This window comes from Halorussus marinus (genome assembly GCF_004765795.1).
Classification (GTDB): domain Archaea; phylum Halobacteriota; class Halobacteria; order Halobacteriales; family Haladaptataceae; genus Halorussus; species Halorussus marinus.
The window spans coordinates 188,431-202,406 of record NZ_SBIV01000005.1; the positions used below are offsets into that span (position 1 = coordinate 188,431).

Below are 13,976 nucleotides of genomic sequence, written 5' to 3' on the forward strand. Positions count from 1 at the left end.
GACACCGTTCCCAGCCCCGCCCGCGCTCGTTTCTGATCGTCCGTCGGATCAACGCGCTTACAATCCGTCGCAACCACTAAACGAAATCGTAAACGAGAACGCAAACACAAACGCAAACGCAAACGAAAATAATTCTGGAAACGGATTCGTAAATACTGTTCCCCGCGATTAATAACCGATGACGGCGTATCGTTCGACGGCCGATGACCGACGACCCGCCGAGCTTCGACATTCCTCGCCGCCCGGAGCGACGCTTCCCGCAGGAGGGCGGCGTCGAGTACGAGGGCGGGACGGTGTTTCAGCTCACGCCCGACGCCGAGCGCTCGAACGACGAGCTCGCGACGCTAGTCGAGCGGGTGCTGGGCGCCGACCGGTACACGTACGGCGACTGGTTCGAGCTCCCCGCGCCGGTCTATCTGGTCCACGACGAGCGCCACGGGACGGCGTTCCGGGTCGTGGTCCGGTACGGCACCGTGGAGTTTCACGTCCTGCCCGAGACGGCGTCGGCCGCCCTCGAAGCGCTCCACGGCCGGCTCCGGGACGCGAGCGACGTCGGCTGGCGGGTCGACTGCGAGACGTCGTCGGGCTGACCTCGCGGTACCTTTTTGTCGGCTCCCCGGCTGCTCAAACGTAATGAGCCTCCCGACCACCGACGACGACTGCCAGCTCCGGACGGTCGACACCGAGTCGAACATGTGGGACCTCGCCGAGGAGTCGGACGTGTCGACGGCGCGGCGGGCGTACCCGAGCGGCTGGCTCTGGCTGACCGGGCAGGGGACGGTCACCGCGCTGGTCGATGCCCTCGCTGGGGCCGACTCCGACGCCAGATACGGCACCGACGACCTCGCGTCGATGGCCGACTGCGACCCCGACGCGGTCGACGAGGCGGTCGAGTCGCTCATCTCGCTCGGCGTGCTGATCGCCGAGGAGGGGACCTACCGGGTCAACGACTGCGGCGTGGTGTTCGACGCGGTCCGGGCCCTCTCGTCGGCCGTCGAGTCGACCGGCGCCCCCGACGACGAGTCGGGCCTCCGATATCTCGCGGACCGCGACGCGGTCCGGGTGATGGTCGACGCCCTGCTCGGCGCGAGCCCGGACCAGACGCTCACGCAGGAGGACATCCACCGCCTGACCGGCGTCTCGCGGAAGGCGGTGTGGGTACACGTCGAGAAACTGGTCGACCTCACGGTACTGCGCGCGACCGGCGACGAGTACGAACTCGTCACGGACAGCACGGTGCTCCGTCGAGTTCAGGCGCTCGACGCCGCGGTGGTCGGCGCGGCGCTGGCGCCGTCACACCCCTAGTGTTCCGCGGGCGCCTGCTGGCCGTCCGGATCGACGTACTGGGCTTCCCACTCGCGGCGGGCCTCGATCTCCCGGGTCCCCCGGCGGGTGAGCGTGTAGTAGTTGGTGCGGCGGTCGCGCTGGCCCTTCTCGACGAACCCCTTGTCGACTAACGTGTCGAGGTTCGGGTAGAGTCGGCCGTGGTGAATCTCCTTCTCGTAGTAGGTTTCGAGTTCGTCTTTGATCGCGAGCCCGTGCGGTTCGTCCAACCCCGCGATGACGTACAGCAGGTCGCGCTGGAACCCTGTGAGGTCGTACATCGTTTCCCCTGCTACATGGAAGTCATCGAACCGACATAATACTGGTGGCCGTTTCGTTCCGCCGAACGTGTCACGGCCGAACAACTCGAAAATCGCGGGACGCTATCGGCCCGGATCGGTTAAGCGTTCCATACTCACGGATTCGATCCAGACGTCGGCGACCGTCGAATCGCCCGACCGGTTCGCCCGAGGGATGCCGACGACCCGGACGGTCTCGCCCGTCGACACCGACCCGGCGAGATCGTGTTCGAGCAGTGCGGTCGTCGTCTCGTCGGGGCGGTCGGGATCGCGGAAGACGACCTCTTGGGCGTCGACGTACTCGCTTGCCTCCGGCGCGAACGAGAGGTAGCCGACCGAGTTACACCGCGGACACTTCTCGTGGGCGCGAAGCCGCCGGCCCGGTTGGGCGACGTGTTTGGTGACCGCCTCGCACTTGCCACATCGGAAGCCCGCCCGGATCACCTTGGGTCGGATCGGCGCCGTCTCGGCGACGATCCCCCGAAGCGTCCGGAGTTCGTTGAGGTGGTCGGCACCGAGGTCCGCGAGCGCGAGTTCGCTCTCGGCAGGGAGATCGGTGAGCCGCAGGTAGACATCTTCGAGGTCCCGGTTGTGGTCGTGGCCGGCCACGCGGCGGAGCGCCGCCTTCCCCGCGCACAACACCTCGTCGGGGTCGGCCAGCAGCGGCCGGACGAACTGGTAGTCGTGGCCCACACGGTCACAGCTCACCGACAGCGAGCGCCGGTCGGGGTACGCCGACACGAAGCGCCGCACGTCCGACCGGTCGCGGTACGCGTACTCGTACCACTTTTCGGTCAGGTCGCCGCTACGGGCTAACATGAGAGGTCACACTCGCTTGGCGGTCTTTGTTACGCGCCACCTGTTCGGGCGCTCGCGGCGATAGCGCCGGCCTGAAGCCGGGGGCGCCGACGGAGACAGGCGTCCGACCGGACTCATTTTCGTTTACGTATACGTTTACGAAAACGCATCCGTCTTCGGAATCGGTCTCGAAGCTTATCACGCCGACCGGCGTACGCCCGGTATGGTCGAGAGTCCCTTCGACACCACGTTCCGGGTCGGCGAAGTGGTCGACGCCGAATCGTTCCCCGAGACGAACAAGCCCGAGATGGCGAAGCTCCGGATCGACCTCGGCGACGAGACGGTCGGGTCGGTCGCCCAGACGGGCTACAACTACGAGCCGGCCGACCTCGTCGGCCGGCAAGTGCTCTGTGCGACCGATCTGGGCTCGGTCCGGATCGCGGGGTTCGAATCGGAGGTGCTGACCGTCGGCGTCCCCGACGCGGACGGCCACCCGGTGCTCGTCGGACCCGACGAGGCGGTTCCGGTCGGCGGGACGCTGTACTGACCTGTCACTCGCCGTAGGCGGGTCATCGGCGAGTCGGGAAGCGCGGCCGTGTGGCGAGCGACCGGCCAGTCGTCCCCGCCCGAACGTCGGCAATCGGGGTTACGGGCCGGGTAGGACTCGCGTAACTCGGGGCGGGCCACCGCCACGCGGTGGGTGTTCACTCGGTCACGTCGTCGACGTCGCCCTCGCTCGCGCCGGCCTCTTGGGCCCAGACCGTCTTCGCGTTGACGAACTCCCGGATGCCGTGTCGGGAGAGCTCTCGACCGTACCCCGAGTCGCCCACGCCGCCGAACGGGAGCCGCGGGTCCGACTTGACCAGTTCGTTGACGAACGTCATCCCGGCTTCGAGGCGGTGGGCGACCCGCTTGCCCCGGTCGAGGTCGTCGGTCCAGACCGAGGCCCCGAGCCCGAGGTGGTGATCGTTGGCGAGTTCGACCGCCTCGTCCTCGTCGGCGACCTCGAACACCGCCGCCGCCGGGCCGAACACCTCCTCGGTCGCGGCCGGCGAGTCGCGGGGGACCTCGGTCAGCACGGTCGGCGGGTAGTAGAACCCCTCGCGGTCGAGCGGCTCGCCCCCCAGCTCGAGGGTCGCGCCCGCCTCGACGGTGGCTTCGACCTGCTCGTGGACGCCCGCCATGAGGTCCTCGCGGGCCTGGGGCCCGAGGTCGGTGTCCTCGTCGGTCGGGTCGCCGACCGTCAGCGACTCCATCTCGTCGACGAACCGGTCGACGAACTCGTCGTAGACGTCTGCGTGGACGACGAATCGCTTGGCCGCGATACACGACTGGCCCCCGTTGATGGTCCGGGCGACCGCGGCGGTCTCGGCCGCCCGATCGAGGTCGGCGTCCTCCAGCACGACGAACGGGTCCGAGCCGCCGAGTTCGAGCACCGACTTCTTGAGGTCCGCACCCGCGGTCTCGGCCACCGATCGGCCCGCGGCGGCGCTCCCGGTCAGCGTCACCGCGACCACGCGGTCGTCCTCGATCACGCCCTCGGCGCGCTCGGAGTCGACGAGCAACGACTGAAAGACCCCCGCGGGGTAGCCCGCTTTCTCGAACACGTCCTGGATCGCCTCGGCACACCCCGGCACGTTCGAGGCGTGCTTGAGCAGGCCGACGTTGCCCGCGGTGAGGTGGGGCGCGGCGAACCGGAACACCTGCCAGAACGGAAAGTTCCACGGCATCACCGCCAGAATCGGTCCCAGCGGCTCGTAGGAGACGTACGTCTCGGCGAACGGCTCGCTCCCCAGCCGCTCGTCTTGGAGGTGTTCGGCCGCGCGCTCGGCGTAGTAGTCACAGACCCACGCGCACTTCTGGACCTCCGACCGGGCCGACGCGACGGGCTTTCCCATCTCGGTGGTCATCAGTTCGGCGTACTCGTCGACGTTCTCCCGGAGCACCTCGCCGGCGGCCGCGAGCAACTGCTGGCGCTCGCCGATCGGGACGGTCCGCCACTCCGCGAACGTCTCGACCGCGCGATCGAGGGCATCGTCAACGGCCTCGGCGTCGTCGTTCGCGACCGGGTCGAGCGCCTCGCCGGTCGCGGGGTTGATTCTGTCCATGAGCCACGGTGGTACGCCTCCCGCCGGCTTGTAGCTTCGGGGCGGGACGCCGACAAACCCCGCCGAGGGCGCCCGAACGACCCCGGTAACGACGCGTTTCGGCTCGTGGGTTTTTGTCGCTGGACGCGGTACTCCGGCCAACGGGGACGGGGACGTAGATGAACGTCTTGGAGAGCTTTCGAATCAGTTGGCGCAACATCCGCGAGCACAAACTCCGCTCGACGCTGACCACGCTCGGGGTCATCATCGGCGTCGCGGCCGTCATCACGTTCGTCACGCTGGGGGCGAGCCTCCAGCAGGACATCGTGAGCACCGTCGCCGGCGGGAACGCCGCGACGATGTACGTGAGCGCCCAGTCGCCCGGCGACAGTCAGGTGCCCTCGCTCGGGGGCGCCGGACAGGTAGTGTTCACCGAACACGACGTCGAACGGATCTCGTCGCTCGACGGCGTCGCCGTCGCGGTCCCGGAGAGCGGCATCGCGGCCGCCTCGATGAGCTACAACAACTCCTCGGTCGCCCGCCAGTGGGTGACGGTCACCTCGCCGGGCTACTTCCGGGTCCGGGGCCTCGACTTCGTCGCGGGCCGGCCGTTCAGGCAGGGCGAGCGCGAGGTCGTTTTGAACCGCCCCGCCGCCCGGATGTTCGGCGGCGGCAACGTCTCGGTCGGCGAGAACGTCAGCTTCACGCGCGCCGCCAACGGCGAAGTGCTCAACGCGACCGTGGCCGGGATCATCGAGCCGACCGGCGGCGGGAGCGTGCTCGGAATTCAACAGGGGCCCCAGCCCCAGATCTTCGCGCCGAGCGATCCCTACTACATCCGGACGGCGTACAGCCCGAACGTCCGCGACCAACAGCAGGTGTTCGGCCGGATCCTCGTGATGGCCGACTCGACGCGACGCGTCGAGGCCGTTCAGGGACGCGTGTACAGCTACCTCGGCCAGAGCTCCGACGCCCGGAGCCACAAGCCCGACACCTACGAGTTCCGAGTCACGACACAGGACCAGATCATCAAGCAGGTCGAACAGCTCACCAGCACCTTCACCGCCTACATCACCGGGATCGCGCTCATTTCGCTGATCGTCGGCTCGATCGGGATCGCCAACATCATGCTGGTGAGCGTGACCGAGCGGACCCGCGAGATCGGGATCATGAAGGCGGTCGGCGCCCAGAAGCGCGACGTCCTCCAGCTGTTCTTGCTGGAGGCGGTGTTGCTCGGCGTGCTCGGGTCCGCGCTCGGGGCGGCGGTCGGCCTCCTCGGCGGGTATCTGGGCGCGCGCGCCATCGGACTGCCGCTGTCGTTCCAGCCGGTGTGGTTCGCGGCGGCCGTCCTCGTCGGCATCGTCGTCGGCGTGCTCGCCGGGCTCTACCCCGCGTGGGACGCCTCGAAAACAGACCCAATCGACGCGCTCCGCTACGAGTGACCCGACCCCGAACGGTCACCAACCGTTTACGACGCGACGCCGAACGGTCGGCGTAACCACTGGATAACAAAGACCGGCCGCGACCAATCGCCACCGAGAGCGCGCGTCCGACTCGGACGCAGGACCACCTCCCATGACCGAACAGAACCTCGCAGGCGAGACGACGGTGCGAGAGCGCGGCGTCGCGAGCGAGCTGTTCTGGCTCGCGCCCGCGGTGCTGTCGGCGGTCTGTCTCGTCGTCGTCTATCTGGAGACCCACCCGTACCCCTCGTTCGGGGCAGGGCTCTACATGCTCATCGCCGAACGGATCGCCGAGAACGGGTACGCACTGCCCGAGACCATCCCCTACTACACCGACGAGGGCGTCCCGTTCGCGTACCCGCCGCTGATGTTCTACGTGACCGCGGTGATCCGGGAGCTGTCGGGCGCCGGTCCGTTCGCGATCAGCCGGGTGATCCCGGGCGTGGTGACCGTCGCGTATCTCGTGCCGCTGTATCTGCTGGCCCGAGACCTGCTCGAGTCGCGGCCGCAGGCGGCGGTCACCACGCTGATCGTCGCGGTCAGCCCGCCGGTGCTCCGGTGGCACATCTCGGCGGGCGGCATCGTCCGCGCGCCCGCCTTCCTGTTCGCGCTGTCGGGACTCTACGCGGGACTGCGCCTCTACCGCGACCGCGACAGTCGGTGGGCGGTCCCGTCGCTGGCGCTGTTCGCGCTGACCGCGCTGACCCATCCCGTCTACACCGTGTTCTTCGCGCTGTCGTACGTCCTGCTGTACCTGCGGTTCGACCGGACCGCGTGGGGGCTCAAGCGCGGGCTAATCGTCGGAGTCGGCGGCGTCGCCCTCGCCGCCCCGTGGTGGACGCAGGTGATGGCCGCCCACGGCGTCGGGGTGTTCACCGGCGCGGCGGGCACCCACGGCGGCATCGGCGGCGGCCTGCCGACGGTGTCGGACTTCATGAGCGTCGACATATCGATGGTGGAGATGCTCTGGCAGGCGATTCCGCTCGCGGGGCTCTTCTACCTGCTCCGGGAGCGTCGGTACTTCCTGCCGGCGTGGTTCCTCGGGGTCACCGTGACGCTCGGTAAGCCCCGGTTCTCGTTACTCGTCGGCGCGTTCGTCGTGGCGGTGCTCCTGATCGAGGGCGTCGGCGGATGGCTGGCTCGCGGCTCCGGACCCGCGGTCGGGAGTCGGAGCGTCGTCACGGTCGCGCTCGTCGTGCTCGCGGCGGTCGGGGTCGCGTCCGGCGCGATGTACGTCTCCGGCGAGGTGAACGCTCACTCGGGCAGTCCCTCGCTCCCCCAGTTCGTCGACGGGACCGACGAGGCGGCGATGGCGTGGGTCGAGCGCTCGACCGCCCCCGACGCCACCTTCGTCGTGCAGGGCGACGCCGCCGAGTGGTTCCCCCAGCAGACACACCGGACGATGCTCGTCGGGCCGTGGGGCGTCGAGTGGAAGGGCGACGAGCCCTACACCCGACAGCTGGAGCTGTTTCGGGACGTCTCCTCGTGCAACAGCGCCCAGTGTATGACCGCGACGCTGTCGACCGCGGGGGTGAGCCCCGACTACGTCTACCTCCCGAAGGGCCGGTTTACGGTCCGTGGGATGGAGTTCCAGCGAACGAGCCAGCTGGCGATGTCGATGCATCTCTCGCCGCGCTACGAGATCGTCTTCGAGAACGACGGCGTCATCGTCTTCGAGACGCTGGACGACGCCGACGGCGGCGGCCCGGCGTGACGGCGGCGCGCGGCCGCGCTCAGAACAGCGGGTCGAGTTCGCCGTCCTCGTCTTCGATGAGGTCGGTCGTCTGCTCGTCGCTCTCGGCCCGGAGCTCGTCGATGTTGTCCTGGGCCTCGATCGCGACCGACTGGAGTTCGTCGACCCGCGGCACCTCCGAGACGCCCGACAGCAAGACGACGCCCGCGACGTGGTCGGCGTCTCCGACCGGGTAGTCGCCGCCCCGGACCTCCATCGACTCGGTCTCGCGTTCGAGCCACTTGCGGCTCTTCTCGATCCCCTTCCGATTGAGGTACCGAGAGGGGCCGCTGGCGACGAACAGCGACCGCTCGGCGCTCTCGATCTCGCAGGGTAGGGTGAGCCGACCGAGCGCCGCCTTCCGGACGAGGCTGGTGAGCCGGTTGGTGGCGTGGGTCGCGTCGACGCCGTCGTCGCTCGTGAACCGCGAGAGCAGGCCGGTGTCGTTGTCGACCGCCTCGGCGGCGTAGCCGACGGTCGAGACGCCGCCGGTCGAGAGCGTGTTGATGATCTCGCTCGAATCGACGACGCTCTCGCCGACCTCGCCGCCGTCGCCGACTTCGCCCGCGCCGAACAGGATGCCGAACCGTCGGACGATCTCCTCGTTGATCCGGTCGTAGCCCGACCCCATGCTCTCGCCGGACTCGCGCCACGCGTCGTTGTCGAACACCAGCAGATTGTCGACCTCGCGGGTGAACGTCTGGAACGACCGGGCGGCGTTCAGGGTGTAGATGCCGCCCTCGTCGCGGGCCGGCAGGACGCCCAGCCCGTACACAGGTTCGGTGTAGATCCGTTTGAGGTACTTCGCGAGGACGGGCGCGCCGCCCGACCCGGTGCCCCCGCCCATCCCCGCGACGATCAGGAACGCGTCGATGTCGTGGATCGGGACGTTGTCGATGGCGCTCTGGACCTCGTCGATGTCCTCTTCGGCCAGTTCGGCGCCGAGTTCGTTGTCGGCGCCGACGCCGTGGCCTTTCACCCGCGACTGGCCGATCAGGACCTGATTGTCCTCGGGGACGTACTCCAGTCCCATCAGGTCGGCCTTCGCGGTGTTGACCGCGACCGCCGAACGGACGGCCTGACTCCCGGTCCGTCGGTCGTACTCGATGAACTTGTCGACGATCTTCCCGCCGGCCTGCCCGAAGCCGATCATCGCGAGTTTCACGCCGACCACCCCCGCGCGGTCAACGGACTCCTGTCGATCGGGTGGACGCCGCCTGCGGTCGATACACGCGCCCCGTACTGAGTGATACTCATTCCGTAGCCCCCGAACTCCGGGACCACGCCCCGCGGTATAAATCCTCAGTACGGTTTTGCCCCGCGAGCCGGGGCGCCGTCTCACAGGTCCGACGTAACCCGAGTAGGGTCGGCCGACGGTCGACCGACGCCGCGGCTCGCCCCGGCCGCCCGACCGCCGGCTTCGCGTTGCGCCCGCCAGTGGGACCTCGGATCGGACGTAGGCGGGGCTTATCCGTCGCCGAGTCGGTACGCGTCGACTTCCTCGCCCGTCCCCGTGTCGCGCTCGGCCGCGGTGTCGAGCGCGTCCCGAAGGAGTCGTTCGCCCGCGTCGAGATCGACGTTCCGGTCCGCGCCGTCGAGGATGCCGACCGCGAACTGCGCGCCGCTCCCGAGCGCCGCCGTCGGATCGGTGCGGACGCCGCCGTCGGCGCCGATCGCCCGGATCCGGGGGACGCCGTCCTCGTCGCGGGCCGCGACGACCGCCTCGACGCCGAGTTCGCCGGCGAGGTCGGACGCGACGCTGGCGAGGCGGGTGAGAGCCATGGGGTCGCCGTCCCGGGTCTCGTGGTCGCGTACCTCCGACCGGAGCCGGCGCTCGAACTCCTCGACGTCACCGCCGTCGCCGACGGCCGCCGCCCCGACCTCGTCGAAGTCGAAGACGTAGCGCTCGTTTTCGGTCTCGACGGTGCCGCCCTCGCTCCGGAGCCGGTCGCCCGCGAGGACCGCGCCCCCGTCCACTTCGACGCCGAGAATCGTAGCCATACAGACCCGTTCGTCGGCGTCGGGCAAGTGCGTTGTTGCCGACCGTCCGGCTTGCGGGACCGTCGTCCGGATCGGGGACCTGCCGGACGGCGATCGATCCGACGCCTGCAGACCCGCAAAGCGGCCTCGCTTGCCGGAAGATACATATCTAAGTTGTAAATACAACTGGTGGGATACATGTCGACGGCGACGATCCGCGGTACCATCTCCGGGCTCGGCCGGCGGGCGAACCCCGCCTTTGCGGTGGCGGTGGTCTTCGTCCCGCTGGCGGCGCTCGGCTACGCCGTGACGGTCGCATCGATCCAACAACACACCTACGTCCACGTCATGACGGGCGTGCTCTGGACCGGCATCGACATCTTCATCGGCGCGGTGCTGGGTCCGGTCGTCGGCGGCCTCGACGACGAGCAAAGCGCCGCGGTGTTCCGGCGGCTCACTCCAAAGACCGCGTTCTTGCTCCCGTCGCTGGCGTTCGTCACCATCGCGGGCGGCATCACGCTGGCCCAGCGCATCGGAATGTTCCCCCACGCCGAGCCGTGGCTCGCGCTGTTCACCGCCGCGAACCTCCTCCCGATCCTGCTACTGCTCGGCCGGCGCCTCGACGCCTACGGCGACCGGCGGTGGCAGGCGGCGTTCGCGCTCGCGGCGGTCGGATCGCTCTCGTGGGTCGGGGTCACCGTCGGCGACCTCCAGATGACCACCCCGACGATCGCGGTCGCGCTCGGCATCGTGACGATCCTCTCGGTTCAGGGCTTTGGCTTCCTGATGCCGGGCGAACTCCGGATGTACCGGGAGATGAAGTCGGCGAACCCCGACCCCTCGATCATCGCCGCTATCGGCAAGCAAAACGCGATGCTCGGGGGTGTCCAGGGGCTCTTCCAGTTGCTTCTCATCCTCGATATGGTGTATCTCCGGTACGGCGGCTTCCCGTTCTGAGGGCGTTGGCGGGCGGGCTACAGCATCGCACCCGCGACGCCGAGCGCGAACGCGACCGCCGCGAGCGCGACGAGGCGGGCGTTCGCACCGTCGCGACTCGGCTCGCGGTCGCCGTCCGTCCCGAACGACCGCCACCCGAGCAGGATCCCCGCGCCGATCCCGATCGCGGCGAGCGACCCGACCGCGCCGGCGAGCGCCGCGAGGTCGGCGACCGATCCGACGCCGGTCCCGAGCGCGTCGAGCGCCGACTCGCCCGTCGTCCCGAGGAGCGCGAGGCCGGTGAGGAGGGGCGCGATCCCGACCGCATTTCGTGACTCCATGCTAACACGTTCCCGCCCCGGCGGGGAAAGCGTTGGGGTCGACCTTTCGACGCACGAACCAGAATCCCCTTTCACCTCCGGTCCCTAGGGTCGGGCGATGGACGACACCGGACGCCTCTCCCGGCGGCAGTTCGCCAAGGCCGCGGTCGCCATCGGCGGCGCGTCGGCGCTCTCGGCGTGTCTGAGCCGTTCGGACTCGCCCGACGTGCCGGCCGGCCCCGAGGACCTCTCGTCGGTGCCCGCCCGCCAGCACGCGTGGAGCGACGCGCTGGCGACCGACGACCACGGCAACGACCGCCCGCCGCGCCACCACGTCCTGCTGTTGCTGGACTACGCCGGCGACGGCGAGCCGACCGACGCCGACCGCGAGACGGCCGCGTCGGCGTTCGAGAGCCTCGAACGCGCCTACGCCCGGCGCCACGACGGCCTGCTTTTCACCGTCGGCTACTCGCCGTCGTACTTCGAGCGGTTCGACACCGACCTCCCCGAGTCGGTCGACCTCCCCGAACCGGGACCGCTCGCCCCGTTCGAGGACCCCGAACCAGACACCCGCGACGCCGCGGTCCACCTCGCCAGCGACCACCCGTCGGTCGTGCTGGCGGCCGAGGAGGCGCTGGTCGGCGAGGCGTCGTCGGCCAACGGCGTCGAGATGGCCGCCGACCTCTCGGGGGTGTTCGACCGGGGCGACCGCCGGACGGGGTTCGTCGGCGACGGCCTGCCCGCCGACAATCAGGACGTCCGGGGCGTCCCCGACTCCGAGCCGGTGCCCGAGGACTCGCCGCTCTACATGGGGTTCAAGTCGGGGTTCGAGAAGTCTCAGGCCTCCGAGGACCGGGTCACGATCGAGTCCGGGCCGTTCGCCGGCGGGACGACGATGCACGCCTCCCGGATCCGGCTCCAGCTCCAGCAGTGGTACGAGCAAGACAGCCGGGACCAGCGCGTGGGCAAGATGTTCTGCCCGGTCCACGCCGAGGAGGGCCTCGTGGAGGGGCCGGGCGACAACCTCGGTACCTCCGCCGGGATGGACGAGCGGGGCTGTCCCGCCCACGCCACCGACCACGCCCGCGAGAAGGGGATGGTCGGCCACTCCCAGAAGTCCGCCCGCGCCCGTGAGGACGGCGACCCGATCATCCTCCGGCGGGACTTCGACTCGACCGACGACGACGAGGCCGGTCTCCACTTCGTCTCGCTCCACCGCTCGATCGCCGACTTCGTGGACACCCGCGAGGCGATGAACGGCACCGACATCGCCGACGAGTCGGCGGTCGGCCAGAAGAACAACAACGGCATCCTCCAGTACATGGAGGTGCTCCGACGCGGGAACTACCTCGTCCCGCCCCGACAACTGCGTGCGTTGCCGCCGGCGCGACCGGCGTGAGCCGTCCGGCGTCCCCACCATCCGGACACATTGGCCGCACGCCGAACCTCTTTATCCCCGGACTTCCCACGCACCCTCATGCGCAAAGTGCGATTTCGCGACCCGGCCGGGAGCGTCCGGACCGGCGAGCGGACCGACGACGGCGTCGCGTTCGGAAGCCGAACGTACGACGAGAGCGAGGTCGAGATCCTCCCGCCCTGCGAGCCCTCGAAGATCGTCTGCGTCGGGCTGAACTACCACGACCACGCCGACGAGCGCGGCAAGGACGTGCCCGACCGGCCCCTGCTCTTTCTCAAGCCGCCGAGCGCGCTGTCGGGCCACGGCGACACCGTCTCGCTCCCCGACGGGAAAGAGCGCGTCGACCACGAGGCCGAGCTCGCGGTCGTCGTCGGCGAGCAGGCCCGGAACGTCGACGCCGACGAGGCGATGTCGTACGTCGAGGGGTTCACCTGCATGAACGACGTCTCGAACCGCGACGATCAGGACCGCGAGCAAAACTGGGTTCGCGGGAAGGCGTTCGACAACTCCGCGCCGCTCGGCCCCGTCCTCGCGACCCCCGACGAGGTGCCCGACGACGCGAGCGTCGAGCTCCGGGTGAACGGCGAGACCCGCCAGTCGTCCTCGCGGGCGGAGTTCATCTGGTCGGTCCCGGAACTCCTCGAAGAGATCACGACCTACCTCACGCTCGAACCCGGCGACGTGGTCTCGACCGGGACGCCCGCCGGGGTCGCGCCGCTGTCGGACGGCGACGAGGTCGAGGTCGAAGTCGAGGGCGTCGGGACCTTGCGCCACGGCGTGCGCTCGGAGTGAGCCGGCGACCCACGCCCGTCGGTCAGCGCCGACTCCCCGCGTAGGACACCTCGATTCGTCCCCAGAGCCGGTAGCTCAGAAGCAGGCCGACCAGCGGACCGAGCCACGAGAGCCCGGTCCGGAGCAGTCGCCCGAACGGGTTCGGCTCGGTCGTCCGCGCCCCGTAGACCCGATAGTAGCGCCCGTCGTCGACCCGGATCGGCGTCTGCGGGACTTCGATCTCACGGGGGGCGACGGCGCGTCCCTCCTGCGCGGCCTCGACCGCGACCGAGGGGGCGTCCGGGCGCTCGGTCGAGGCGTCGATCGAGACGCTCCGGAGCGCCTCCTCGGCTCCGACCGGTTCGAGCGCGAGGTCGAGCCGATACATCCCGTCCTCGTTGCGCGCCGACCGGTTGGCGACGTAGGCGGTCTCGTAGACGACGCCGTCGGCCTGCGCGTAGCCGTATGGCTCTATCGGGACCGAGTGGCTCGTCCCCGGATTGCTGGTGTAGATCTCGGAGGGGACCGTGTTGTTCGACGCGAGGTACTGCTCGAACACGCAGGGTCGGACCGCCCACGCGGTCGTGCAGGCGATCTCGTCGCTGACAGACGCCCCGAGCGGGACGCCCGTGTCGTTCGCGTACGCGATTCCACTTTCGTCGTCGATCACGACCTCGGCGCGCTCGTAGACGTACGTCTCCGCGCCGAGGCTCGTCGCGGTGAGCCACAGCGGCGCCGTCAGTAACGCGAGCGCGAGGATCGCGAGGAGCGCGTCTCGCTGGAGGGTCGAGAGGCGGCGTTCGGCGGGCACGTTCGAACGACGGTGGTCGGGCGCCCAAGTAACTTCCCG

General features: G+C 69.5%; 15 protein-coding genes. 8 read left to right on the forward strand and 7 right to left on the reverse strand.

What is annotated here, in order from left to right; translation table 11 throughout:
* Positions 1 to 203: 203 nt before the first annotated feature.
* Positions 204 to 590 (forward strand): hypothetical protein, encoded by a 387-nt coding sequence (locus EPY72_RS11750; RefSeq protein WP_134671551.1) that lies wholly within the window; start codon positions 204 to 206, stop codon positions 588 to 590.
* Between the two features lie 43 nt (positions 591 to 633).
* Positions 634 to 1,305 carry a hypothetical protein gene (locus EPY72_RS11755; RefSeq protein WP_134671550.1) on the forward strand — a complete coding sequence of 224 codons (672 nt, stop codon included), beginning with the start codon at positions 634 to 636 and terminating at the stop codon, positions 1,303 to 1,305.
* On the opposite strand, the gene EPY72_RS11760 is transcribed toward EPY72_RS11755, so the two are convergent.
* Complete coding sequence (locus EPY72_RS11760; RefSeq protein ID WP_134671549.1) at positions 1,302 to 1,604, reverse strand: PadR family transcriptional regulator; 303 nt, start codon at positions 1,602 to 1,604, stop codon at positions 1,302 to 1,304. The two genes, EPY72_RS11755 and EPY72_RS11760, sit on opposite strands and share 4 nt — an antisense overlap.
* Positions 1,605 to 1,706: 102 nt before the next feature.
* Positions 1,707 to 2,441, reverse strand: coding sequence for a minichromosome maintenance protein MCM (locus tag EPY72_RS11765; protein WP_135806543.1), 735 nt, complete (start codon positions 2,439 to 2,441; stop codon positions 1,707 to 1,709).
* A gap of 202 nt (positions 2,442 to 2,643) precedes the next feature.
* Here EPY72_RS11765 and EPY72_RS11770 point away from each other — a divergent pair, with 202 nt between their 5' ends.
* Positions 2,644 to 2,967 carry a tRNA-binding protein gene (locus EPY72_RS11770; RefSeq protein ID WP_134671547.1) on the forward strand — a complete coding sequence of 108 codons (324 nt, stop codon included), beginning with the start codon at positions 2,644 to 2,646 and terminating at the stop codon, positions 2,965 to 2,967.
* A 157-nt stretch (positions 2,968 to 3,124) separates the two neighbouring features.
* On the opposite strand, the gene EPY72_RS11775 is transcribed toward EPY72_RS11770, so the two are convergent.
* The gene (locus tag EPY72_RS11775; RefSeq protein WP_135806544.1) at positions 3,125 to 4,528 is read right to left on the reverse strand and encodes an NAD-dependent succinate-semialdehyde dehydrogenase; all 1,404 of its coding nucleotides are present in this window, start codon (positions 4,526 to 4,528) and stop codon (positions 3,125 to 3,127) included.
* 158 nt (positions 4,529 to 4,686) lie between these two features.
* Between EPY72_RS11775 and EPY72_RS11780 the strand changes: the two genes are divergently transcribed.
* Complete coding sequence (locus EPY72_RS11780) at positions 4,687 to 5,949, forward strand: ABC transporter permease (protein WP_135806545.1); 1,263 nt, start codon at positions 4,687 to 4,689, stop codon at positions 5,947 to 5,949.
* A 133-nt stretch (positions 5,950 to 6,082) separates the two neighbouring features.
* Entirely contained in the window at positions 6,083 to 7,684 is a 1,602-nt protein-coding gene (locus tag EPY72_RS11785) for an ArnT family glycosyltransferase (protein ID WP_135806546.1), read from the forward strand.
* A 19-nt stretch (positions 7,685 to 7,703) separates the two neighbouring features.
* Here EPY72_RS11785 and EPY72_RS11790 read toward each other — a convergent pair whose 3' ends face one another.
* Both EPY72_RS11790 and EPY72_RS11795 read right to left on the reverse strand, forming a co-directional pair.
* Positions 7,704 to 8,867: a tubulin/FtsZ family protein gene (locus EPY72_RS11790; RefSeq protein WP_134671543.1), complete on the reverse strand. Its 1,164-nt coding sequence runs from the start codon at positions 8,865 to 8,867 to the stop codon at positions 7,704 to 7,706.
* A gap of 302 nt (positions 8,868 to 9,169) precedes the next feature.
* Positions 9,170 to 9,703 (reverse strand): Ntn hydrolase family protein, encoded by a 534-nt coding sequence (locus EPY72_RS11795; protein WP_135806547.1) that lies wholly within the window; start codon positions 9,701 to 9,703, stop codon positions 9,170 to 9,172.
* 177 nt (positions 9,704 to 9,880) lie between these two features.
* Here EPY72_RS11795 and EPY72_RS11800 point away from each other — a divergent pair, with 177 nt between their 5' ends.
* Positions 9,881 to 10,639: a hypothetical protein gene (locus EPY72_RS11800; protein ID WP_134671541.1), complete on the forward strand. Its 759-nt coding sequence runs from the start codon at positions 9,881 to 9,883 to the stop codon at positions 10,637 to 10,639.
* Positions 10,640 to 10,656: 17 nt separating this feature from the next.
* On the opposite strand, the gene EPY72_RS11805 is transcribed toward EPY72_RS11800, so the two are convergent.
* Positions 10,657 to 10,959, reverse strand: coding sequence for a hypothetical protein (locus EPY72_RS11805; RefSeq protein WP_135806548.1), 303 nt, complete (start codon positions 10,957 to 10,959; stop codon positions 10,657 to 10,659).
* Positions 10,960 to 11,056: 97 nt separating this feature from the next.
* Between EPY72_RS11805 and EPY72_RS11810 the strand changes: the two genes are divergently transcribed.
* Together EPY72_RS11810 and EPY72_RS11815 are read left to right on the forward strand one after the other, a co-directional pair.
* On the forward strand, positions 11,057 to 12,337 hold the full coding sequence (locus tag EPY72_RS11810; protein WP_135806549.1) for a DUF7405 family protein: 1,281 nt from the start codon (positions 11,057 to 11,059) through the stop codon (positions 12,335 to 12,337).
* Between the two features lie 78 nt (positions 12,338 to 12,415).
* Positions 12,416 to 13,147 (forward strand): fumarylacetoacetate hydrolase family protein, encoded by a 732-nt coding sequence (locus EPY72_RS11815; protein WP_135806550.1) that lies wholly within the window; start codon positions 12,416 to 12,418, stop codon positions 13,145 to 13,147.
* A gap of 22 nt (positions 13,148 to 13,169) precedes the next feature.
* Here EPY72_RS11815 and EPY72_RS11820 read toward each other — a convergent pair whose 3' ends face one another.
* A complete protein-coding gene (locus EPY72_RS11820) occupies positions 13,170 to 13,937 on the reverse strand; it encodes a hypothetical protein (protein WP_135806551.1) in 768 nt (255 codons plus the stop codon).
* Positions 13,938 to 13,976: the final 39 nt, after the last annotated feature.

Bases quoted from the DNA above. Each gene is read 5' to 3' on its own strand.
- EPY72_RS11815 (WP_135806550.1), top strand. From the start codon at position 12,416: ATGCGCAAAGTGCGATTTCGCGACCCGGCCGGGAGCGTCCGGACCGGC.
- EPY72_RS11800 (WP_134671541.1), top strand. From the start codon at position 9,881: ATGTCGACGGCGACGATCCGCGGTACCATCTCCGGGCTCGGCCGGCGG.
- EPY72_RS11780 (WP_135806545.1), top strand. From the start codon at position 4,687: ATGAACGTCTTGGAGAGCTTTCGAATCAGTTGGCGCAACATCCGCGAG.
- EPY72_RS11760 (WP_134671549.1), bottom strand. From the start codon at position 1,604: ATGTACGACCTCACAGGGTTCCAGCGCGACCTGCTGTACGTCATCGCG.
- EPY72_RS11775 (WP_135806544.1), bottom strand. From the start codon at position 4,528: ATGGACAGAATCAACCCCGCGACCGGCGAGGCGCTCGACCCGGTCGCG.
- EPY72_RS11785 (WP_135806546.1), top strand. From the start codon at position 6,083: ATGACCGAACAGAACCTCGCAGGCGAGACGACGGTGCGAGAGCGCGGC.
- EPY72_RS11755 (WP_134671550.1), top strand. From the start codon at position 634: ATGAGCCTCCCGACCACCGACGACGACTGCCAGCTCCGGACGGTCGAC.
- EPY72_RS11770 (WP_134671547.1), top strand. From the start codon at position 2,644: ATGGTCGAGAGTCCCTTCGACACCACGTTCCGGGTCGGCGAAGTGGTC.
- EPY72_RS11750 (WP_134671551.1), top strand. From the start codon at position 204: ATGACCGACGACCCGCCGAGCTTCGACATTCCTCGCCGCCCGGAGCGA.
- EPY72_RS11805 (WP_135806548.1), bottom strand. From the start codon at position 10,959: ATGGAGTCACGAAATGCGGTCGGGATCGCGCCCCTCCTCACCGGCCTC.
- EPY72_RS11810 (WP_135806549.1), top strand. From the start codon at position 11,057: ATGGACGACACCGGACGCCTCTCCCGGCGGCAGTTCGCCAAGGCCGCG.
- EPY72_RS11765 (WP_135806543.1), bottom strand. From the start codon at position 2,441: ATGTTAGCCCGTAGCGGCGACCTGACCGAAAAGTGGTACGAGTACGCG.
- EPY72_RS11795 (WP_135806547.1), bottom strand. From the start codon at position 9,703: ATGGCTACGATTCTCGGCGTCGAAGTGGACGGGGGCGCGGTCCTCGCG.